Consider the following 20975-nt stretch of genomic DNA (forward strand, 5'->3'; position numbering starts at 1 on the left):
TCATGGCTGTGTTTCTTTCCTCCCCTCAATCCCTGCTGCCGGTGGCGGGGCTGCGTCTTTCGGCCGTGGCCGCCAATATTCGCTATCAAAACCGCAATGATGTGGTGCTGATGGAGATGGCCGAGTCTAGCCGTGTGGCGCTGGTGCTAACGCAAAATGCCTTTTGTGCTGCCCCCGTGGTGGTGGCCCGCGAGCATCATGCCAAGGCCGCCCCGCGCTATTTGCTCATCAATTCCGGCAATGCCAATGCCGGGCTGGGTGATTTAGGCCTGGATTGTGCCTATGCCTGCTGTCAGGCGCTGGCAGAGGATGCCCAGTGTCTGCCCGAGCAGGTTTTGCCGTTTTCTACCGGGGTGATTGGTGAGCCTTTGCCGGTGCAGCGCATTGAGGATGCCTTGCCCAAGGCGCTGGCGGATTTGCAGGAAGACAGCTGGATGGCGGCGATGCAGGCGATCATGACCACGGATACGGTGCCCAAGGGCATCAGCCGTACGCTGCATCTGCACGGGCAAGACATCACGATCACCGGCATTGCCAAGGGTTCCGGGATGATTGCGCCGAATATGGCGACCATGCTGGCCTTTATCGCTACCGATGCACGCATTGAGCAAGCGCTGTTACAACCGCTTCTCGCTGAGTGTACCCAGCGCAGTTTTAATTGCATCACCGTCGATGGTGATACCTCGACCAATGATGCCTGTGTGCTGATGGCTACCGGTGCCAGCGGGGTCGATATCCGTGAAGGCAGTGCAGAGGCTGCCGCCTTTGGGGATGCGCTGCTGGAGATCTGTCAGTTTCTCGCGCAGGCCATTGTGCGTGATGGTGAGGGTGCGACCAAGTTCATCACGGTGGCGGTAAAGGGCGCTCGCGATGTCGCCGAGGCACGTCAGGTGGGCCTGACGGTGGCCAATTCCCCGCTGGTAAAGACCGCGCTGTTTGCCTCTGATCCTAACTGGGGGCGTATTCTGGCGGCGGTGGGGCGGGCTGGTGTTGCTGATCTGGAGGTAAACCAGGTGACGCTGGATGTGGGCGACGTGCGCGTGGTCACGCACGGGGGGCGCGATCCGCGCTATACCGAGGCCGATGGGCAGCGGGTGATGCGCGAGGCAGAAATCACCTTGCAGATTGATCTGGGAAGGGGCACGGCACAGGCTGAGGTATATACCTGTGATTTTTCGCATGAATATGTGCGCATCAATGCCGAATATCGCTCGTGATGATCGCCAGCGGCGGATCGCCAACTTGCAGCCGGCTGCTCGGAAGAAGGATTAAAAATTAGCCGGGTACAACTCGGCGATCCAGATCCAGATAATGCCGCCACATGACAAACGCCTCTTGCGCTCGCTTTTTTATCTAGCGACACCAGACGACGGTGTCGCCACGACTTTGACTTTCTGGAGCCCACATGCCACGCCAGCACACGCCGCCGACCGCACCGCCGAATCACCTTGCCATTGAGGGTCTGGAGCAGGCGCTGTCGGTCTGTTCCAGCCCACTGCCTGCGCTGTTGTTTTTCAAGGCGGTGGAACAGGCCCCGGTGGCCATCTCGATTACTGATCTTGAGGCCCGGATTTTATACGTGAATCCCGCCTTTACTCAGGTGACCGGGTACGAGGCGGCGGATGTGGTCGGGCAGCGCCAGGCGATTCTTTCCGATGCCTCGACCCCGCGTGAGCTATACACCGCGTTGTGGCAAACCCTGAGCGAGGGCAAAACCTGGTGTGGCACGCTGATCAATCGGCGCTTTGATGGTTCGCGCTATCTCGCGGATCTCAACATTGCCCCGGTGGTGGGCGCTGCTGGGCAGATCACGCATTATTTGGGGATTCAGCGTGATGTGACCCAGATGCATCAGCTGGCCCAGCAGGTCGCCAACCAAAAAGCCCTGATTGAGTCGGTGGTGGATGCCGAACCCGTGGTCATTGCGCTGCTGGATGAGCAGGGGCAGGTGGTGCTGAACAATCAGGCTTATCGCAAATTGGCCGAAGAACTGGCTGGGGAGGAACCGGCGCGGATTTTTCTGGATAACCTGAGTCAGGTGGGGGTTGATCTGCATCACGCCCGCGCCAGTGGCGCCGGTTTTGTCGATTATGAGCTGAGTTATCAGGGATCTCGCTGGTTTTCCTGCTCGGGCACCTGGTTTAAGGAGCGCGATAGCAGCGCCGATCATTTTTTTGCGCCGCGCCGGGTGGAATATCTGTTACTGGTGGCCAAGGAGATCACCACCCTGCGCCGCCAGCAAGAAGAGATGCGCATGAATGCCTTGCGCGCCCTGACCGCCGAGGAAGAGTTGGTGCAAAGCCTGCGTGAAACCCTGGCTGCCGCGATTTATCAGCTACAGGGGCCGCTCAATATCATTCAGGCGGCGGTGAACATGCTCAAACGGCGCAGTGGCAACCATGCCAGTACCGACCCCTTGCTGCCCGTGCTCAAGGAAGCGCTGGATTCCGGCCATCAGGCGCTGGAAACCTTGCGCGCCTCCATGCCCGAGGAACCTGAGGAAGCGGTAACGCCGGTGAATCTCAATGCCTTGTTGCGCGATGTGTTGGGATTATCGACGCATCGCTTGCTGGCCAACGGCATTGTGGTTGATTGGCAACCGGCAGCGGTGTTACCGCCAGTATTGGGGCGGGAAAAAAGCCTGCGCGGGATGCTCAAACAATTGATTGATAACGCCCTGGATGCGATGCAGGGCAGTGGCATTAAAACCCGCGAGCTGCATATCCTCACTCGTGCAGAAGAAGACACCGTGCATATTCGCGTGCGCGATACCGGCCCTGGCATTCCCGAACATCTACGGCTACGGGTGTTTGAGCCGTTTTTCTCCACCAAGGGCCACAGTGGCCGGGCGGGCATGGGTTTGCCGCTGGTGCAAGAGATTGTTAGCCAACATGCGGGCATGGTGGAGATTGACCCCACCTGTACCCCCGGCTGCTGCGTCCATCTGCGTTTCCCCATCGCCGCGAAATCCGCCTTGCGTAGCGTGGATGATGAGGTCGCCTGAGATGGAGTTGAGCAAACCACCGGTGGATCGCTCGGCGCTGATTGAAATCGAGCTGGATGCCCTGTATCAGGTCAGTCAGGTATTGAGTCGCTCGCTGAATCTGCACGACACCCTGACCGAGCTGTTACAGGTTTTGCATGAGATAGCCGGGATGCAGCGTGGCATGGTGTCGCTGCTGGAGCCGGACACGGGGGCCTTGCTGGTCAGTGCCGCCTATCACGAAGCGCCACAGCCCGCCGCCAAACCCATCCGCTATGAACCTGGTGAGGGCGTGGTGGGGGCGATTATCGAACGTGGCGCCAGCATGGTGATTGCACGCATTGCCGATGAGCCGCGTTTTCTCGGACGGCTGCGCGTGTACGATCCGCACCTGCCGTTGATCGGCGTACCGATTCGTCTGGGCGGTGAAGGCAAACCCATTGGCGTGCTGGTGGCCCAGCCGCTGCATACCCCCGAATCACTCTTGCCCGAACGGGCGCGCTTTCTGGAGATGGTCGCCAATCTGATTGCGCAGAGTGTGCGCCTGTCATGGGAGGTGGAACGCGAGCGGCGCGATCTCACCGACGAACGTGACCATTTGCGCCGCACCGTGCGCGCCAATTATGCGCTGGATAATGTGGTCGGGCATACCGATCTGATGCGGCGGGTGTTTGAGCAGGTGCGTCAGGTGGCCAAATGGCATACCACCGTCTTGATTCGCGGCGAAACCGGCACCGGCAAGGAACTCATTGCCAGTGCGATTCATTACAATTCCCCCCGCGCCAGCGGCCCCTTTATCAAGCTCAACTGTGCCGCCTTGCCCGATACCCTGCTGGAAAGCGAGTTATTCGGTCATGAAAAAGGTGCCTTTACCGGGGCGGTGGCGCTGCGCAAAGGGCGCTTTGAACAGGCCGATGGCGGCACCCTGTTTCTGGATGAAATCGGCGAGGTTTCGCCCACCTTTCAGGCCAAGTTATTGCGCGTCTTGCAGGAAGGCGAACTGGAACGCCTGGGCGGCAGCCAGACCCTCAAGGTCAATGTGCGCATCATTGCCGCCACCAACCGCCCGCTGGAAGACGATGTTGAGCAAGGCCATTTTCGCGAAGACCTGTATTATCGGCTCAATGTGATGCCGATTTTCGTCCCCGCCCTGCGTGAACGCATCGAAGATGTCCCCGATCTGGCGCGCTTTCTGGTTGAAAAAATCGCCAAGGGGCAGGGGCGTGAACTCAGTATTACCGACGGCGCCATTCGCACCCTAATGCGCCACAACTGGCCGGGCAATGTACGCGAGCTGGAAAACTGCCTGGAACGGGCGGCGATTATGAGCGAAACCGGGGTGATTGATCTGGATAGCATCCAGTTAAGCGGTGCACAGTATCCGCCCGGTAGCACGGTCAAAAAGCCTGCGCCCGCCCCCATTGCGCCGACGGATGTGGATTTGCAGGACCCGAACATGGACGAACGCGAGCGGGTTATCGCCGCACTGGAACAGGCTGGCTGGGTACAGGCCAAGGCTGCGCGCATTCTGGGCATGACCCCGCGCCAGATTGCCTACCGCATCCAGACCCTTAAAATTCGGGTGAAACAATTCTGATAGTGTATGCAATACCGCTCATCAAAGCGGCATAGCACGCTTAGGCTGTTTTAAGGTGACTCAGCTCGGTTCTCAGGATTTCGCGCAGTTTGCGTTCGGTGACAGGGGCGTTATTTTGGTCAATAGCGGCCCTGAGTGCCTGGTTAATCGCGGTTTGATAACCTATTCCTTGCGCGCTTGCCTGCTGGCGGAAAGCGTCCACAATGTCATTGTCCAGCATGATGGTAATGCGGGTTTTGCTGGGGGAACTTAGGACGGGGCCACGTTGACCGCCGCTAAAGTCGTAGTATTTGCGCATGATTGTTTAGCCTCATGGGGGATGCGTGTGCAAACCAAATGCTAATTTGTGACCTCAAACCTTTGACATATCTCATTCGCTATTTCAAGAGGAGTCTTTTATGTTTGAAGGGCAACGACGCGAGCAGTTGCGTTTTATGTATTACGAATCCTGGCGTAAGCATCAAGCAGGGCTGGCGCTATTACCGCTGGAGGCTCAGATTGCCGCGCTGATTGTCCGCCATCCCGAATATCAGGCCTTATTGTCCGACCGTGAACAGACGCTAAACGCCGAGTTTGGCCCTGATGATGCGCAGCAAAACCCGTTTTTGCATCTGGGCCTGCATCTGGCGGTGCAAGAGCAACTCGCCACCGACAGACCGCCGGGAGTACGGGCGCTGTATCAGCAATTGCTGGCCCGCTGGGGAGAGCATCAGGCCGAGCATATTGCCATGGAGTGTCTGGGCACCTGCTTGTGGGAGGCGCAACGCCGCCAGCAATTGCCGGACCATGCGGCTTACCTTGCCTGTCTGCGCACCCAGCTGGCCCGTGTAACCCATTAACGCGGTGGTATCATCCTTGATGCCGCTTTAAAAATCAGCGAGCGCAAGCTGCGCCCGCCACGAGGATGTTATTTGTGATCTGGAAACCCAATGTGACCGTGGCCAGCGTGATTGAGCAAGATGGCCGCTTTTTGATGGTCAAGGAACGTGCGGCGGATATGCTGGTGTATAATCAGCCGGCCGGCCATCTGGATGAAGGTGAAAGCCTGCTAAACGCCGCTATCCGTGAAACCCGCGAAGAAACCGCCTGGGAGTTTGTGCCCGAGGCGGTGATTGGGATTTATCGTTGGGTGCATGATGACAGCGGGCTCACCTTTTTGCGCATCGCTTTTTGTGGCCATGCGCTACACCATCACGCCGAGCAGCCCCTGGATGAGGGCATTGTCGAGGCGCTGTGGCTATCGCATGAGGCATTACTGGAACATGCGCAACACGGACGCTTGCGCAGTCCGTTGGTATTGCGCTGTGTGGACGATTATCGGGCGGGCATCCGTTATCCCTTGAGTATCTTGCAGGATGTGTTCTAAACCTGCGCCAGACCTCCGTCCGTTACGCGTGATTGTCGGCCTGTCGGGCGGTGTGGATTCCTCGGTGGCGGCCTGGCTGTTGCAGCAGCAGGGCTTTGTGGTGGAAGGCCTGTTCATGAAGAACTGGGAAGATGATGACCGCGATGGCGTCTGTGCCGCCGCCGAGGATCTGGCCGATGCCCGTGCGGTGTGTGAGCAGCTGGAGATCCCGCTGCATAAGGTCAATTTTGCCCAAGACTACTGGGCGCGGGTATTTAGCCATTTTCTCGAAGAATACCGCGCCGGACGAACCCCAAACCCTGACATCTTATGCAACCGCGAGATTAAATTTCGCGCCTTTCTCGAGTATGCCCTGCATCTGGGGGCGGATTACATCGCCACCGGGCATTACGCCAGAATCCAGTCTCATGATGGCCACTATGCACTCCATACCGGTCTGGATGCGGGCAAGGATCAATCCTATTTTCTCTATACACTCGGCCAGCCAGCCTTAAGCAAAAGCCTGTTTCCCCTGGGCGAACTGGATAAAAGCACAGTACGCGAACTGGCGATGCAGGCCGGTTTTGGCAATGCGCGCAAAAAAGACAGTACCGGGATTTGTTTTATCGGGGAGCGTCACTTTCGTGAATTTTTGCAGCGTTATCTGCCCGCCCAGCCGGGCGAGATCGTGACCCCGGAAGGACGGGTGATCGGTAGCCATCAGGGCCTGATGTATTACACCATCGGCCAGCGCCAGGGCTTGGGCATCGGCGGCCAGAAAGATGCCAGCGAAACCCCGTGGTATGTGGTGGACAAGATATTGGCGGACAATCAGCTGGTCGTCGCCCAAGGCCATGATCACCCACGGCTGTTGCATACCCGGCTAAAGGCCCACGATGTACACTGGATCAGCGGTCATTCGCTGGATGCGCCCTTGCACTGCCAGGCCAAGATTCGCTACCGTCAGCAGGCCCAGCCCTGCACCGTAATACCGCACGCAGACGGCGTGACCGTCCAGTTTGCCCAGGCGCAGCGGGCCATCACGCCGGGCCAATCCGTGGTCTTTTATCAGCAGGATCAGTGTCTGGGCGGAGGCATTATCCAAAGTCGCAGCCAGCCCCCGGATGTCTCTGCCCATACCGGCTAAGCGGCGATCCGATTGATTTTTAACGTCTTAAAACGTCTTTATGTGAGGTCACACGATGCCCCAGCGCCCGTTTCAATCCAGTCAACCCAGTCCTGAATTTACCGAGGTCACCCCGCTAGGCCATGATGCCCAAAGCCTGGCCGATGATCTGCGGCGGCATTTTAACTGGACCTTGGGACGCGATCGCCATTGCCGGTCCGTGTATTACACCTACACCGCACTGGCGTACACGGTACGCGACCGGTTGATGGCGCGCTGGCGCGATACCCGTCAGGCCTATGAAGAGGCCGATTGTCGCCGGGCGTATTATCTGTCGCTGGAATTTTTGATGGGGCGCACCCTGAACAATGCCCTGCTGAACCTGGGTCTGGATCAACCCATGCAGACCGCCTTGCAGCAGCTTGGGCTGCAACTCGAAGAGCTGCTGGATGCCGAACACGATGCCGGGCTGGGCAATGGCGGTCTGGGACGGTTGGCAGCGTGCTTTTTGGATTCCTGTGCCACCCTGCAATTGCCGGTGATGGGCTATGGTATTCGCTATGAATACGGCATGTTCCGCCAACGGCTGCGCAAAGGCTATCAGGTGGAAGAGCCGGATCACTGGCTGCGTGATGGCAACCCCTGGGAACTGGAGCGTCCCGAGCACACCATACGGGTGCAGTTTGGCGGGCGCTGCGAACATACGCATGATGATCATGGCCGCCACCGGGTACGCTGGATCGACACCCATGATGTACTGGCTGTGCCCTATGACACCCCCATTCCGGGGTATCGCAATGGCACTGTGAACACCTTGCGCCTGTGGAAAGCGGCGGCCACGGATGAATTTAAGCTTGATGAGTTTCACGCCGGGGCTTACCCGGAATCGGTAGCCGCGAAAAACGCCGCCGAAAACATCACCATGGTGCTCTATCCCAACGATGCCAGCGAAAACGGCAAGGAATTGCGCCTGCGCCAACAGTATTTCCTCGCCTCGGCCACCTTGCAGGATATTCTGCGCCGCTGGCTGGCGCGTCCGCATAGGAAGCTGTCCAATTTTGCTGAAAAAAACTGCTTTCAGCTCAATGATACCCATCCGACCATTGCCGTTGCCGAGCTGATGCGCCTGCTCATGGATGAACACGATATGCAATGGGATGAGGCCTGGGCCATCGTCACCCAAAGCATGGCCTATACCAACCACACCCTGCTGCCAGAGGCGCTGGAGCGCTGGCCGGTGCGCTTGTTTGCAAACCTGTTGCCGCGCCATCTGGAGATCATCTATGAAATCAATGGGCGCTTTTTGGCCGACATTGCCCAGCGCTGGCCCGATGATGCAGCGCGTTTACAGCGCATGTCGCTGATTGAAGACGGCCCCGATCCACAAATCCGCATGGCCTACCTGGCTCTGGTGGCCTGTCACAAGGTCAACGGCGTGGCCGCTTTGCATTCGCGCCTGATTCAGCAACACCTGTTTGCCGATTTCTATGCGCTGTGGCCGGAGAAATTCACCAATAAAACCAATGGCGTCACCCAGCGCCGCTGGCTGGCCGCCTGTAACCCCAAGCTAACTACCTTGATTGGCCAGCATATCGGTGAGGATTTTATTACCCAGCTGGACCGTCTGCGGGATCTGCGCGGCCTGGCTGATGACCCTGCGTTTCAGCGCCAATGGCATGAGATCAAATTCGCCAACAAGCAGGCCTTGGCCGCACGGGTGGCCAGCGAATGCGGGGTGCAGTTTGATCCCCAGGCGCTGTTTGATATCCAGGTCAAGCGCATCCATGAATACAAACGCCAGCTGCTCAACGTTTTGCACATCATCCACCGCTATGATCGCCTGCTGCGTGGGGATGATCAGGGCCTGGTCAACCGCTGCATCCTGATTGGTGGCAAGGCCGCACCGGGCTATGTACGCGCCAAAGAAATCATCAAACTGATTAACAATGTAGCTGCCCACATCAATGGCGATACGCGCATTGGAGAACGACTGCGGGTGGTGTTTTTCCCCGATTTTCGGGTGACTGCCATGGAGCTCATCTGTCCGGCGGCGGATTTGTCCGAGCAGATCTCAACCGCCGGCAAAGAGGCCTCGGGCACCGGCAATATGAAATTCATGCTCAACGGGGCGCTGACCATCGGCACCCTGGACGGTGCCAATATTGAGATGCGTGAACAGGTGGGGGAGGAGAACTTCTTTACCTTTGGCCTGACCGCCGAGGAAGTCCTGAAACGGCGCAAACACTATGACCCAAACACCATCATTGCCGAGGATGACGATCTCAAACGGGTCATGGGAATGCTCGAAAGCGGTGATTTCAATGCCCAGGAACCCGGCATCTTTGACCCGATCATCCACGCCATCCGTGACCCTCACGATCCATGGATGACAGCGGCGGATTTTCGCAGCTATATCGACACACAGATGCGCGTCGATCAATGCTATCAAGATCAAGCCCAATGGACGCGCATGTCGATTCTCAACACCGCCGCCAGCGGGCGCTTCTCCAGCGACCGCACCATTAGCGATTACAATCAGGAAATCTGGAAACTGGAGCCGATCAAAGCATAAAGCGCCCCACCACTCACAACGGCCCACAACGGCGACCACCCGTGCCGTTGTGGCAAACCGCTATGCATTTGAGGGATGACGGGCACCCAACACCACAATGGTTTTGCCGCGAGCGGTAATCAACCGGCGTTCTTCCAGATCTTTAAGCACCCGCCCGGCCATCTCACGCGAACAACCCACAATCCGCGCCAGTTCCTGACGGGTAATGCGGATCTGCATACCGTCAGGATGGGTGAGTGCATCCGGCAGATGTGCCAGCTCCATCAGCGTGCGGGCAATGCGCCCGGTCACATCCAAAAAGGCCAGGTCAATCACTTTACGGTGAGTCTGGGTGAGACGGTCAGCGAGCTGGGCGGCGAGTAAAAACAAAATACGCGCATCCTTCATCGCCAGCTCCAAAAACCGGGGGTAGTGAATTTCCGCTGTGGCCAGCTGGGTTCGTGAGGTAATCCCGGCGGTGCTGGCCTGCGAGGCAAAGATACCCATTTCCCCGAAGAACTGCCCAGGATTGAGATACGCCAGCACTAACTCTCGTCCCTCGTCATCTTCCATGGTCACACTGACAGAACCTTGCAAAATATAATAAAGCGTACCCGTTTTAGCCCCCGGGTGAATGATCGTGGTGCGCGGCGGATAATCATGCCGGTGGCAATGCGCCAGCAGGATTTCCAGGGCTGGATTGATCTCGTTTGGACATTTTCTTAGGATATTCATCAGTATTTGCAGGAAACCGCCTCTGGTCCGTATGTCTAATACGCCGGTCACGTCGAGACACCATACTACGGCCTCGGTGCAAACAAGAGCAAGGATATCCAAAAACCCGGCGCATGCGCTTGATTATATCCAGAATCGTGGGGATGTCTATTTTTGCCCTCAGCGTTGAGCAATTCCAGATTTGCCTTTTGCCTTATCAACACAGCTTCAGGCAATCAGCTGTCGCGCTCTGAGCAGCGCAATCACCGCGTCGGCGGCTTCTTCGGTGCTCATCTCCGCTGCCTTGAGGCACAGCTCCGGGCTTTCCGGGGTCTCGTAGGCAGAGTCGATGCCGGTGAAATTCTTCAATTCACCCCGGCGAGCCTTCTTGTAGAGCCCCTTCGGATCACGCGCTTCCGCCACATCCAGGGGCGTATCCACGAAAATTTCGATGAATTCCCCCGCTTGCATCAGATCCCGTCCCATCTGGCGCTCGCTGCGGAAGGGCGAGATGAACGCCGTCAGCACAATCAAACCGGCGTCCACCATCAGCCTGGCCACTTCCGCCACCCGCCGGATATTCTCGACACGATCGGCGTCCGTGAATCCCAGATCACGATTGAGACCATGACGCACGTTGTCGCCATCCAGCAGATAGGTGTGCTGACCAGCGGCATGGAGCTTCTTCTCCACCAGATTGGCAATGGTCGATTTGCCGGCCCCGGAAAGACCAGTGAACCAAAGCACCGCAGGCTTCTGACCCTTGGCCAGCGCCCGGGCCTGCTTGTCGATATCCACGTGTTGCATATGGATGTTCTGGCTGCGGCGCAAGGCAAAATGCAACATGCCTGCCCCCACGGTGTTATGAGTCATACGGTCGATCAGTATATAGCCCCCCGTATCGGCGTTTGTCTGGTAAGGATCGAAGGCCACCGGCCTGCTTAGGCTTAGGTTACACACCCCAATGCCATTCAGATCAAGCTGCTTGGCGGCGATCTGTTCCAGGGTGTTGACGTTCACCTGATATTTGATGCGGCTGACGCTTGCCGAAACGGTCTGAGTACCCAGTTTCATCAGGTAAGGACGCCCCGGCAACAATGGCTGATCGTGCATCCACACCAGCGTGGTCTCGAACTGGTCGGCGGTTTTGGCAGGTTGCTCAACCCCGGAAATCACATCACCACGGGAAATATCGATCTCATCTTCCAGCAATACAGTCACCGACTGCCCGGCAATGGCCTGTTCCAGATCACCATCGTGGGTATAAATCCGCCGAACTCGGCTGGTTTTTCCAGAGGGCTGGACACGAATGGCATCCCCCGGCCTCACGGTACCGGCGGCAATCATCCCGGCAAACCCACGAAAGTCCAGATTGGGACGGTTGACCCACTGCACCGGCATGCGAAACGGTGAACGCTGCAGACGGGCCTCGTCCACTTCCACCGACTCCAGATAGCCCATCAGGGTCGGGCCGTGATACCAGGGCATATGCCCGCCATGCTCGATCACGTTGTCGCCCTTGAGCGCCGACATGGGAATGAAGGTCATGTCCTCCAGGCCCAGTTGCCCGGCAAACTCACGATAGTGCTCGGCAATCTCCTCGAAACGGGCCTTCGAATACGCCACCAGATCCATCTTGTTGATGGCCACCACGATATGGCGGATGCCGATCAGCGACATCAAAAAGCTGTGGCGACGGGTCTGGGTCAGGATACCGTGGCGCGCATCCACCATCAGGATGGCGGCATCCGCGGTGGACGCGCCGGTCACCATATTACGGGTGTACTGCTCATGCCCTGGGGTGTCGGCGACGATGAACTTACGCTTGTCGGTAGAGAAAAAACGATAAGCCACATCAATGGTGATACCCTGCTCCCGCTCGGCGGCCAGACCGTCAACCAGCAATGCAAAATCCACCGCATCGCCCTGGGTACCATATTTTTTAGAATCCGCCTCAATGGCGGCCAGTTGATCCTCGAACAACAGTTTGGACTCAAACAGCAAACGCCCGATCAGGGTGCTCTTGCCGTCGTCAACACTGCCGCAGGTAATAAAGCGCAATAAACCCTTGCGCTCGTGAGCCTTCAAGTAGGCTTCGATATCGTCGGCGATCATGTCGGATGCGTGAGCCATCAGAAATACCCCTCCTGCTTTTTCTTTTCCATGGATGCGGCACTGTCATGGTCGATGACCCGGCCCTGGCGTTCGGAAGTCCGGGTCAGGAGCATTTCCTGGATGATGGCCGGCAAGGTATCGGCCTCGGACTCAATGGCACCGGTGAGCGGGTAGCAGCCCAGGGTGCGGAACCGGACCTTGCGCATCATGGGCACCTCCCCCGGATTCAGCGGCATGCGGTCGTCATCCACCATGATCAGGGTGCCGGCGCGCTCCACCACCGGGCGCTCGGCGGCATAGTAGAGGGGCACAATGGGGATATTCTGCAAATAGATGTACTGCCAGATATCCAGTTCGGTCCAGTTGGACAGCGGAAAGACACGGATGGACTCTCCCTTGTGCTTGCGGGCATTGTAAAGACGCCACACCTCCGGGCGCTGGTTCTTGGGGTCCCAACGATGCTGGGCGGTGCGGAAGGAAAAGACCCGCTCCTTGGCACGGGACTTCTCCTCATCCCGCCGCGCCCCACCAAAAGCGGCATCAAAGCCGTACTGGTCCAACGCCTGCTTGAGGCCTTCGGTTTTCATCACATCGGTGTGGATGGCGGAGCCGTGGGTAAAAGGATTGATGTCCTTCTCCACCCCGTCCGGGTTGATATGCACCAACAGATCCATGCCCATCTCCCGAGCCATCTTGTCGCGAAATTCATACATGGCGCGGAATTTCCAACGGGTGTCCACATGCAGCAACGGAAACGGCGGTGGGGCCGGAGAAAACGCCTTGCGCGCCAGGTGCAGCATCACCGCGCTGTCCTTGCCCACCGAATAGAGCATCACCGGATGCTCGGTCTCGGCGACCACCTCGCGCATGATCTGGATACTCTCGGCTTCCAGTTTCTGTAAATGGGTGAGTGACGTCATGGCATCGGCCTGTTCAGCAAATGAAAATCAGGGTGTGCATCCAGCCAGCGGCGAACCTCGGGACTGAACTGGAAACAAGCACCATGGAATACCAGGGCGACCGGTTTGCCCGACGCCTGATCAAGCAGGCGCTGGAACAGTCCCAGGTAGTCACTGGCCAAGGGGGGAAAACCCAGAGAGCGGGTGTACAGCACGCCCCGCTTGCCGTGTAGATAGAGCTGATAGCGCGGCAGCCCGGGGAATGACTCGGCAGGCCTGGCAACCCGCGCACCTCCCAGCCAGACAGGTCCGTCTGTCTGGTGTACCACTTCAATCACCGGCTTCGCCTGCCGACGATACCAGCGGCCCGCTGGGCCGCGATAACGCGCCAAGGCCTCGGTTGTCAGCCCCCCGGGCTTGAGATCCCGTGCCTGCAACCAATGCTCCACCGCCCGGGCCGACACCGGATGGCCTGCCTCCGCCAATGCCTTGGCCAGATGGCGACTGCTCCACGCCGGCGCCTCGCCTGCGGGCCATTCCCTCAGCCGGGCCACCATCACCGCTTGCGCCCCATCATCCAGGGAGTTGCACTGCCCGGACTTGCGACCACGGGGCCTGACCGGAACCGATTCCCACCCGCCCTCGCGAAACGCCTTCCAGGCAGCGGAAACCGTGGGTGCCGACAAACCGGTACGCACAGCCGTCTCGGCCACGGTATGACCGTCCAGGCGTAGCCGCACCGCCTCAAGGCGACGCTCATTCAGCGTTTCGGGCGAAAAATATTTAGTGATCAAGTTAATCTCAAGATTTTGTTTTAATTTGATTTTTAATAAAAAAACAGGAAATTTAGCCACCGCATTAGACAGCATCATAAAAGCCTGCCTAAAATCCCACAAGCCCAACGACACGCAAGGACACCCATCACCATGACCGCCTGGGTGGTGTTATTTTCGATTGCCGGCCTATTGGCAGCACTGCTTTCGGGACGTGTACGCCCGGCGGTTGCCTTCGTCACCCTCGCGGGCGTCTACCTGCTGCTCGGGGTGGTGGATACCACCACCCTGCTGCACCAATACACCAACCCGGCGCTGGCCACGCTGCTGCTGCTGTTGCTGGTGTCACTGGCCCTGGAACGCAGCCCACTGCTGGACTGGCTCTCACAACGACTGCTGCACGGACGTGAATCCACCGCCACTGCCAGACTGATGGGGACCAGTGCGCTGCTTTCGGCATTCCTCAACAATACCGCCGTCGTGGCAGCCTTTCTGGGCGCCATTTCCCGTCAACAACGCATCGCCCCCTCCAGGTTGCTGATCCCACTGTCCTACGCCTCAATCCTGGGCGGCGTCACCACACTGGTGGGTACCTCCACCAACCTGGTGGTCAACTCCTTTGCCCTGGGCACCGGCGGTTTTGAACTGGGTATGTTCCAGTTCGCCCTGGTGGGTGTACCGGTGGCACTCATCACCTTCGGCGTGCTGCTATGGTGCGCACGCGCGCTGCCCCACCATCGCCCGGAAGACACTGAAGACAAACTCTCCTACTTTCTCGCCGCCGATCTGCAACCTGGATCAGAGATGGCGGGCAAGAGCATCGAGGAGAACCAGCTACGCAACCTGGACGGCCTTTACTTGCTGGAGATCGAGCGGGATCATCGACTGATCAGCCCGGTGGGGCCAGACGAGGTACTGCAGGAGGGCGACACCCTGGTATTCACCGGCGAAGTGAGCAAGGTCCAGGCACTGCAACGCTTTCCGGGACTCAAGCTGTTCGGTGACCAGGCCGACGACCTGCTGGCCACCAACCTGGTGGAGGTGGTGATCTCCCACGAGTCGGAACTGGCGGGATGCACACTTCAAGAGGTGGACTTTCGCAGCATATTCAACGCGGGCGTGGTGGGCATTCGCCGGGGCGGCAAACGGTTGGAGGGCCAGCTTGGCCAGATTCCGCTCCGAGTGGGTGACTGCCTGCTACTGGCGGTGGGCAACGACTTTCGCCAGCAACGCAACATCGACCGCAACTTCCACCTGCTCAGCGGCAGCTTCAAGCGACCACAACTCAACCGCACCCAAAGCCTGCTGACACTGGTCGGCTTTGCCACGGTGATCGGTCTGGCCGCCCTGGAACTACTCCCCCTCTTCCACGGCCTGCTGTTGCTGCTGGGTGGACTGCTGCTGGGGCGGGTACTCAGCCCGGTCGAACTCCGCCGGCGCTTCCCCTTCGAGCTATGGATGATCATTGGCTCGGCCCTGGCCATCGCCCAGGGGCTGGAACACTCGGGGGCCGCCGCTCTGATCGCCCAGGGCATACAAACCCTGTTCACCGGCCACGGTGTCTATGCGGCCTTTGTGGGCTGCTACTTTTTGACCTTGCTGCTGACCGAAACCGTCACCAACAACGCCGCCGCCGCATTGGCCTTTCCCGTGGCCTGGAGCACTGCCCAGGCCTTCGGCGTCGATCCCATGCCCTTCATCATGGCTGTGGCCTACGGAGCCAGCGCCTGCTTCCTGATTCCCTACGGCTACCAGACCCACCTGATGGTCTATACACCGGGCCGTTACCGGATCAGCGACTTCCTCAAAACCGGTCTACCGGTCAGCCTGACCTATTCCGCGGGGGTGTTATTGTTGACGCCGTGGGTGTTTCCATTTTGACCACTCGCAGGCTACTTCCGAAAGCCCCACATAAAACAGACGGTTGTCTTTGGCGGTCACACCACCGTCGGTCACTTTGCCGGGGAGGAGAGGCTCAAGTCTCTCCCACGGGGCATCTCGCAGCATCAAGCGGGGCATAAAGCATCCAAATACGGTTATCTTTCATCTACCTTGGCAAAACTGGCAATTGTTAACGCACCCTAGGTTTGCGTAGGTATTGCGGAACGGCATTCACATGCCGTCGGCGCTCAGGGGTAAGCGGCAAACTGGCCGTGTTTCAGGAAATGCGCGGTGGCGTGGGCGACGGCGGGGGCGTTGAGCATGCCCAGGTGGCTATAAGGGACGATGAGGTGGGCGTTGAGTTCGCTGGCTTGGGTTTCGCTGACGGCGACGGTGCCGTCATGGGGGCGGGGAAGTTGGCGATGGATCAGGGTGCCGATGCCGATGGGTCTGGCACCGGCTATCATGCCCAGTTCGCGGTGGCCTTGCCAGCGCGGCACGTTGCCTAATAGCCCCTGTTCAACCGAGCGTCCCAAGGTCCAGCGCAAGGCGGTGTATTGCATGACCTGCAGGGCGACGCTGCTACCGCTGATGGGGGTGCCGAGCATGACCACCCGTCCCGGCGGCTGCTGCGGATGGCGCTCAAACAGGTGCAAGGTGACAATGCCGCCCAGGCTGTGTGCCACCAGATGCACCACCTCTGCAGGCAGGCGCTGGATAAAATCATGCAGGCGGCTGGCATTCTGCGCCGGGGTGTCTGTCAGGCTGGGGTAGCGAAAACGGTAGACCGCAAAGCCGTGCGCGTGCAGACGGCGTTGTAGCAGCCACATGTCCAGCCCCGACATCCATACCCCGTGAATACACACCACAGCCTCGCGCATGTTCACCTCGCTGTTGTCCATGGGCGGCATGGTTATGCTGCCGCCCCGTTTGCAGATCGTTTGTGTCGCTTTGCTTTAGTTATTTCCCGCCGGCACAATCGCCCAGTGTTCGGCGCTGCGGACATCGCGCAGACGGTATTCGTAGGCGACGGTGCCGCCATAGGCGACTTGCTGCAGGTAGAGGCTGTTGCTGCTGATGGCAATGAGGTTGCCTTCACGGCGGGCCCCGTCGTGCAGGGTGAGGCGGATGCGTTGACCGATCAGGGCGTTTAGCTGACTCAGCGCGACGTTCTGATAGGCACGGCGCACCTGGGTTTGCTCAATCATTTGAAAGCTGTCCAGCGGCGGCAGCGGTTCGACGCGGGTGTTGGGGTTATAGGTGATGATTTCCAGCGGCCCGCCGATTTCTTGTTCGATCTGGCGAATCAGGGCCTCATTGGATACCGGCACATCCCAGGGACGGCGTACCGGCACATCCAGCTCTACGCCAGCAAAGCCCAGTTGCTCAAGATGGCGCTCCAATACCCGATCACCGCCGCCATAAATGGCCCCGGCCAGAACCAGAAGACCCAGCAGGGAGATGGCAAAGCCCATGCGTGCCTCGCGCCAGTAAAACAGGACAAAGAGCAGTGAAAGGCCGGGGATCAGGGTGATCAGGCCCCATAAAAATTCCCGTCTAAACCCTGCCTTTACCACCAGCAGATAGCCCACCAGAATTAAGCCAAAAGCTACGATCAGGGCAATTTCAGTCACATTCATCATGGTCAAGCGTCTCAGGCAATGAAAAGTTAAACAGGCGCTTTGGGGGGCGCAGTGATGGCTTGTAACACGGCGTGCAGGCTGTCACGCCAATGGGGCGCAATCAGGCCGGTGGCCTCCCACAGACTGCTTTTATCCAGCAGCGCACAGGCCGGACGCCGTGCCGGGGTGGGATATTGCGCGGTGCTGATCGGCACAATCGACACCGCTCGCTGCACCAGACCCTGCGCCTGGGCCAGGCTATAAATTGCCTGGGCAAAATCATACCAGCTGGCGACTCCGGCATCCGTGCAATGATGCAGCCCGCCGAGCCCCTGCTCCACTGCTCGCCAGATAAAGCGGCTCAAGGTGGGGGTGGCAGTAGGTGTGCCAATCTGATCGGCAACCACCGAGATGCGGTCGCGTTCGCGCATCAGGCGCAGCAGGGTGTGTAAAAAATTCTGTCCCGTCGTCCCATAAACCCAGGCGGTGCGCACAATCAGCGCCTCGCTGCCAAGCACTGCCTGTACCTTGCGCTCGCCAGCCAGTTTGCTGTGTCCATACTGATTGATAGGCGCGGTGGCATCGTCCGGGCGATAGGGCCTGGGGCTTTGCCCATCAAAAACATAGTCGGTAGACAGGTGCAACATCCGTGCACCGATACGCGCCGCTGCCTGGGCCAGATGGCCGGGGGCCTCGGCGTTGACGGCAAAGGCCGCTGCGGTTTCGCTTTCAGCGCGATCCACGGCGGTATAGGCCGCTGCGTTAATCACCCAGGCAGGGCGGTGATGTTGCAGGCACTGTTGCACCTGGACAGCATCCGTAATATCGAGCTGCGCGCGGTTGAACGCGATCAAACGGACGTGGGCGGGCTGATCGGTGATGAGTTGTTGCGCGAATTGACCGTGCGCCCCGGTGACAATGACAGTGGTTGACATGGTTACAGCATTCCGGATTAGGCAGCAGTTTTCTTTTTGCCGCTCATAAATACCTCAGATAATCACGAAAATCTGTGACAATCTTTGGCATGTTCACGCCGTCAGCACCCGCGCGGGCGAACCCGTCTTACCTGACTCTTGCGTGCGTTTAACGTCCGGCCTGAGCGCGTCCAGACGATCCAGACCATAACGGTCTAAATTTTTTGCGGCATTGAGATCACGATCCATCACATGCCCACAGTCACACGCCATTGTGCGCTGATTCAGTGGCATGTCATGGATTTTCCCGCAGGCGTGACAGGTCTTTGAAGACGGATAGAACCGATTCGCAAAGATCACGGTCACGCCGCGCCACGCCGCTTTGTACTCGATGTGTCGTCGCAATTCGCCAAAGCCAGCATCGGCAATAGCGCGGGCAAGACAATGGTTTTTGATCATCCCGGAGACATTCAGGTCTTCCAGGGTAATGACCTGATAGGTGCGGGTCAGCTTATCGGAAAGCTCATGTAAAACGGCCTTACGTTGATGGCTGATCCGCTGGTGCAGTCGTGCAACGGAGCGCTTGGCTTTCGCGCTCCGACGACTGCCTTTCACTTTGCGCGACAGCTTCCGTTGCCGCCGCTTCAGATATTTGAGATGTTTCTTGAGGCGCTGATTGGCGGGGATGACTTCGCCGGTGCTTAATGTCGCTAAATCCTTGATGCCCAGATCAACACCGACTGAAGCTTGTTCGGGTGCGTGTGGGTTGTATTCGTCAGTGTCTACCAGGATGGAAGCATAGAACCGCCCTGCCCGCTTGCTGATCGTGACCTGTTTGGTCTGCCCGGTAAAGCGTAAACCTTGGCGCATCTTGATGCGGGTCTTGAGCTTTTCAATGCGCAGTGTGCGCCCGTCTACGTCGCACTTGGTTGACTCGCGCAGGGCAAAGGAGTCATGGAGGTCTTTTTTCTTGAAGCGGGGATAGCCTGGCTTGTTGGCCTTGGCTTTCACGCGCCGAAAGAAATGCTTGAATGCGTTGTCAAGATCATCAATCGCGTTGCGCGTTACCCGGCTGGACACTTTCGCATACCACGAAAATTGAACGCGCAATACCTGGATATAATACGGATACGCTGCGGCTTTTGACCATTTTACGCCGTCCTGACTGAAATAATGCAGCAGTTGGTTGTCGCAGTGCCGACGCGATCCACAGGCCCGATTGAGATAATCGGCTTGCTCAGGGGTTGGGCGCAGTTCAATCTTGTTTGCGATGAGCATTATTGAGTCCGAGGTCTTCTGCGATTATCTTAACTAATCGCTTTTCCATTATCGTAGATTATCAGAGGTAATCAAAGATTGTAAGCGTCAGTTAAAAACCCAGGGCGGTGATTTCCTGCCCCAGACGGTGCAGGGCAACCGTGCGGGTGACGGCATTGAGTTTGATGGCCTCACGCGGCATACCGTAGACCACACAGCTGGCCTCATCCTGCGCCAGGGTGAGCGCGCCGGCATCGTGCATGGCCTTCAGGCCGCGTGCGCCATCATCGCCCATGCCGGTCATGATGATGCCTAGCGCATTGCTACCGGCACAGCGCGCTACCGAGCGAAACAGCACATCCACCGAGGGCTTGTGGCGGTTAACCTGCGGACCATCTTCCACGCTCACGCGATACTGGGCCCCGCTGCGTTTGAGCAAGAGATGCCGTCCGCCGGGGGCAATCAGCGCCAGCCCCGGCAAGACGCGATCACCCTCACGCGCTTCCCGCACCTCAATGATACACCGGCTATTCAGGCGCATGGCGAAAGCGCGGGTGAATTTTTCCGGCATGTGCTGCACGATCACCATCCCCGGAACATCCTGCGCCAGACTACTGAGCAGGATTTCCAGGGCCTGGGTGCCGCCGGTGGAGGTGCCGATGGCGACGACCTTGTCGGTGGTTTCCAGGCTCATCGGGGCGCTGGCCTGCAGCGCTGCCTCCGTGCCCTGTGGAGCAATCTGTTCTTCCTGTGGCAATAATAAGAGGCGCGGCCGGGCACAGGCGGCGGCCCGCACAGCGCCAATGAGCTGCTCGCCGCGATCCAGTAAAAACTGCTTCAGCCCTAATTGGGGCTTGGTGATGATCTCCACTGCCCCCAGGGCCAGCGCCTGCATCCCGCTGTCGGCGCTTTTTTCGGTTAACGAGGAGCAGATGACCACCGGGGTGGGGTGTTCTGCCATCAGTTTTTTTAAGAAGCTGATGCCATCCATACGCGGCATTTCCACATCCAGCACAATCACATCGGGCCAGTTGCGCTGCATTTTTTCCAGCGCAAACAGCGGATCTGCGGCGGTGCCGATGACTTCGATATCCGGGGCCTGCGTCAAAATTCTCGACAGCACCTGACGCACTGTGGCGGAATCATCCACGACCATCACGCGAATTTTGGGTTTCATGCCGTGGGCCCGCATATCGGG

Annotated in this window: 18 protein-coding genes; 8 read left to right on the top strand and 10 right to left on the bottom strand. The window is 58.5% G+C overall.

Features of this window, described 5'->3' with window-relative positions:
• The first annotated feature begins 2 nt into the window (after positions 1–2).
• The 3 genes from argJ (at position 3) to nifA (ending at position 4580) form a co-directional block, all read left to right on the top strand.
• Positions 3–1217, top strand: coding sequence for a bifunctional glutamate N-acetyltransferase/amino-acid acetyltransferase ArgJ (argJ, locus tag THISIDRAFT_RS01430; protein WP_006787350.1), 1215 nt, complete (start codon positions 3–5; stop codon positions 1215–1217).
• Between the two features lie 188 nt (positions 1218–1405).
• On the top strand, positions 1406–3004 hold the full coding sequence (nifL, locus tag THISIDRAFT_RS01435; protein ID WP_006787351.1) for a nitrogen fixation negative regulator NifL: 1599 nt from the start codon (positions 1406–1408) through the stop codon (positions 3002–3004).
• 1 nt (position 3005) lies between these two features.
• Positions 3006–4580 (top strand): nif-specific transcriptional activator NifA, encoded by a 1575-nt coding sequence (gene nifA / locus THISIDRAFT_RS01440; RefSeq protein ID WP_006787352.1) that lies wholly within the window; start codon positions 3006–3008, stop codon positions 4578–4580.
• 40 nt (positions 4581–4620) lie between these two features.
• Here nifA and THISIDRAFT_RS01445 read toward each other — a convergent pair whose 3' ends face one another.
• Positions 4621–4878: a BrnA antitoxin family protein gene (locus tag THISIDRAFT_RS01445; RefSeq protein WP_006787353.1), complete on the bottom strand. Its 258-nt coding sequence runs from the start codon at positions 4876–4878 to the stop codon at positions 4621–4623.
• Between the two features lie 100 nt (positions 4879–4978).
• Here THISIDRAFT_RS01445 and THISIDRAFT_RS01450 point away from each other — a divergent pair, with 100 nt between their 5' ends.
• From THISIDRAFT_RS01450 to THISIDRAFT_RS01465, 4 genes are all read left to right on the top strand, one after another.
• On the top strand, positions 4979–5419 hold the full coding sequence (locus THISIDRAFT_RS01450) for a DUF1841 family protein (protein WP_006787354.1): 441 nt from the start codon (positions 4979–4981) through the stop codon (positions 5417–5419).
• Between the two features lie 65 nt (positions 5420–5484).
• Positions 5485–5946 (top strand): NUDIX hydrolase, encoded by a 462-nt coding sequence (locus tag THISIDRAFT_RS01455; RefSeq protein WP_040852168.1) that lies wholly within the window; start codon positions 5485–5487, stop codon positions 5944–5946.
• Complete coding sequence (gene mnmA / locus THISIDRAFT_RS01460; protein WP_006787357.1) at positions 5936–7072, top strand: tRNA 2-thiouridine(34) synthase MnmA; 1137 nt, start codon at positions 5936–5938, stop codon at positions 7070–7072. Before THISIDRAFT_RS01455 ends, mnmA begins: the two co-directional genes overlap by 11 nt.
• A gap of 55 nt (positions 7073–7127) precedes the next feature.
• Complete coding sequence (locus THISIDRAFT_RS01465) at positions 7128–9623, top strand: glycogen/starch/alpha-glucan phosphorylase (protein ID WP_006787358.1); 2496 nt, start codon at positions 7128–7130, stop codon at positions 9621–9623.
• Between the two features lie 60 nt (positions 9624–9683).
• On the opposite strand, the gene crp is transcribed toward THISIDRAFT_RS01465, so the two are convergent.
• The 4 genes from crp to THISIDRAFT_RS01485 all read right to left on the bottom strand — a co-directional run bounded on the left by crp (position 9684) and on the right by THISIDRAFT_RS01485 (position 14124).
• Positions 9684–10337, bottom strand: a complete 654-nt coding sequence (gene crp / locus THISIDRAFT_RS01470) for a cAMP-activated global transcriptional regulator CRP (protein WP_040852173.1) — start codon at positions 10335–10337, stop codon at positions 9684–9686.
• Positions 10338–10544: 207 nt separating this feature from the next.
• Entirely contained in the window at positions 10545–12449 is a 1905-nt protein-coding gene (gene cysN / locus THISIDRAFT_RS01475; RefSeq protein WP_006787360.1) for a sulfate adenylyltransferase subunit CysN, read from the bottom strand.
• On the bottom strand, positions 12449–13351 hold the full coding sequence (gene cysD / locus THISIDRAFT_RS01480; RefSeq protein WP_006787361.1) for a sulfate adenylyltransferase subunit CysD: 903 nt from the start codon (positions 13349–13351) through the stop codon (positions 12449–12451). Before cysD ends, cysN begins: the two co-directional genes overlap by 1 nt.
• Complete coding sequence (locus THISIDRAFT_RS01485) at positions 13348–14124, bottom strand: helix-turn-helix domain-containing protein (RefSeq protein WP_159098517.1); 777 nt, start codon at positions 14122–14124, stop codon at positions 13348–13350. The genes cysD and THISIDRAFT_RS01485 overlap by 4 nt, the downstream gene beginning before the upstream one ends.
• Before the next feature lie 132 nt (positions 14125–14256).
• Here THISIDRAFT_RS01485 and THISIDRAFT_RS01490 point away from each other — a divergent pair, with 132 nt between their 5' ends.
• Entirely contained in the window at positions 14257–15984 is a 1728-nt protein-coding gene (locus THISIDRAFT_RS01490) for an SLC13 family permease (RefSeq protein WP_006787363.1), read from the top strand.
• A gap of 248 nt (positions 15985–16232) precedes the next feature.
• Here the strand turns inward: THISIDRAFT_RS01490 and THISIDRAFT_RS01495 are convergent, their stop codons facing one another.
• The 5 genes from THISIDRAFT_RS01495 to THISIDRAFT_RS01515 form a co-directional block, all read right to left on the bottom strand.
• Positions 16233–16865 carry an esterase/lipase family protein gene (locus THISIDRAFT_RS01495; protein ID WP_006787365.1) on the bottom strand — a complete coding sequence of 211 codons (633 nt, stop codon included), beginning with the start codon at positions 16863–16865 and terminating at the stop codon, positions 16233–16235.
• A gap of 75 nt (positions 16866–16940) precedes the next feature.
• On the bottom strand, positions 16941–17627 hold the full coding sequence (locus tag THISIDRAFT_RS01500) for a hypothetical protein (protein ID WP_006787366.1): 687 nt from the start codon (positions 17625–17627) through the stop codon (positions 16941–16943).
• Between the two features lie 26 nt (positions 17628–17653).
• Complete coding sequence (gene rfbD, locus THISIDRAFT_RS01505; RefSeq protein WP_006787367.1) at positions 17654–18541, bottom strand: dTDP-4-dehydrorhamnose reductase; 888 nt, start codon at positions 18539–18541, stop codon at positions 17654–17656.
• Positions 18542–18634: 93 nt separating this feature from the next.
• Complete coding sequence (locus tag THISIDRAFT_RS01510) at positions 18635–19798, bottom strand: RNA-guided endonuclease InsQ/TnpB family protein (protein WP_006787368.1); 1164 nt, start codon at positions 19796–19798, stop codon at positions 18635–18637.
• Positions 19799–19889: 91 nt separating this feature from the next.
• Positions 19890–20954 (bottom strand): protein-glutamate methylesterase/protein-glutamine glutaminase, encoded by a 1065-nt coding sequence (locus THISIDRAFT_RS01515; protein ID WP_040852176.1) that lies wholly within the window; start codon positions 20952–20954, stop codon positions 19890–19892.
• Positions 20955–20975 lie beyond the last annotated feature (21 nt).

This window comes from Thiorhodospira sibirica ATCC 700588 (assembly GCF_000227725.2).
Lineage (GTDB): Bacteria > Pseudomonadota > Gammaproteobacteria > Ectothiorhodospirales > Ectothiorhodospiraceae > Thiorhodospira > Thiorhodospira sibirica.

Bases quoted from the DNA above. Each gene is read 5' to 3' on its own strand.
- mnmA (WP_006787357.1), top strand. From the start codon at position 5,936: ATGTGTTCTAAACCTGCGCCAGACCTCCGTCCGTTACGCGTGATTGTC.
- THISIDRAFT_RS01465 (WP_006787358.1), top strand. From the start codon at position 7,128: ATGCCCCAGCGCCCGTTTCAATCCAGTCAACCCAGTCCTGAATTTACC.
- THISIDRAFT_RS01445 (WP_006787353.1), bottom strand. From the start codon at position 4,878: ATGCGCAAATACTACGACTTTAGCGGCGGTCAACGTGGCCCCGTCCTA.
- THISIDRAFT_RS01450 (WP_006787354.1), top strand. From the start codon at position 4,979: ATGTTTGAAGGGCAACGACGCGAGCAGTTGCGTTTTATGTATTACGAA.
- THISIDRAFT_RS01510 (WP_006787368.1), bottom strand. From the start codon at position 19,798: ATGCTCATCGCAAACAAGATTGAACTGCGCCCAACCCCTGAGCAAGCC.
- THISIDRAFT_RS01515 (WP_040852176.1), bottom strand. From the start codon at position 20,954: ATGAAACCCAAAATTCGCGTGATGGTCGTGGATGATTCCGCCACAGTG.
- THISIDRAFT_RS01500 (WP_006787366.1), bottom strand. From the start codon at position 17,627: ATGATGAATGTGACTGAAATTGCCCTGATCGTAGCTTTTGGCTTAATT.
- crp (WP_040852173.1), bottom strand. From the start codon at position 10,337: ATGAATATCCTAAGAAAATGTCCAAACGAGATCAATCCAGCCCTGGAA.
- nifL (WP_006787351.1), top strand. From the start codon at position 1,406: ATGCCACGCCAGCACACGCCGCCGACCGCACCGCCGAATCACCTTGCC.
- argJ (WP_006787350.1), top strand. From the start codon at position 3: ATGGCTGTGTTTCTTTCCTCCCCTCAATCCCTGCTGCCGGTGGCGGGG.
- cysD (WP_006787361.1), bottom strand. From the start codon at position 13,351: ATGACGTCACTCACCCATTTACAGAAACTGGAAGCCGAGAGTATCCAG.
- nifA (WP_006787352.1), top strand. From the start codon at position 3,006: ATGGAGTTGAGCAAACCACCGGTGGATCGCTCGGCGCTGATTGAAATC.
- THISIDRAFT_RS01495 (WP_006787365.1), bottom strand. From the start codon at position 16,865: ATGCGCGAGGCTGTGGTGTGTATTCACGGGGTATGGATGTCGGGGCTG.
- cysN (WP_006787360.1), bottom strand. From the start codon at position 12,449: ATGGCTCACGCATCCGACATGATCGCCGACGATATCGAAGCCTACTTG.
- rfbD (WP_006787367.1), bottom strand. From the start codon at position 18,541: ATGTCAACCACTGTCATTGTCACCGGGGCGCACGGTCAATTCGCGCAA.
- THISIDRAFT_RS01455 (WP_040852168.1), top strand. From the start codon at position 5,485: ATGTTATTTGTGATCTGGAAACCCAATGTGACCGTGGCCAGCGTGATT.
- THISIDRAFT_RS01490 (WP_006787363.1), top strand. From the start codon at position 14,257: ATGACCGCCTGGGTGGTGTTATTTTCGATTGCCGGCCTATTGGCAGCA.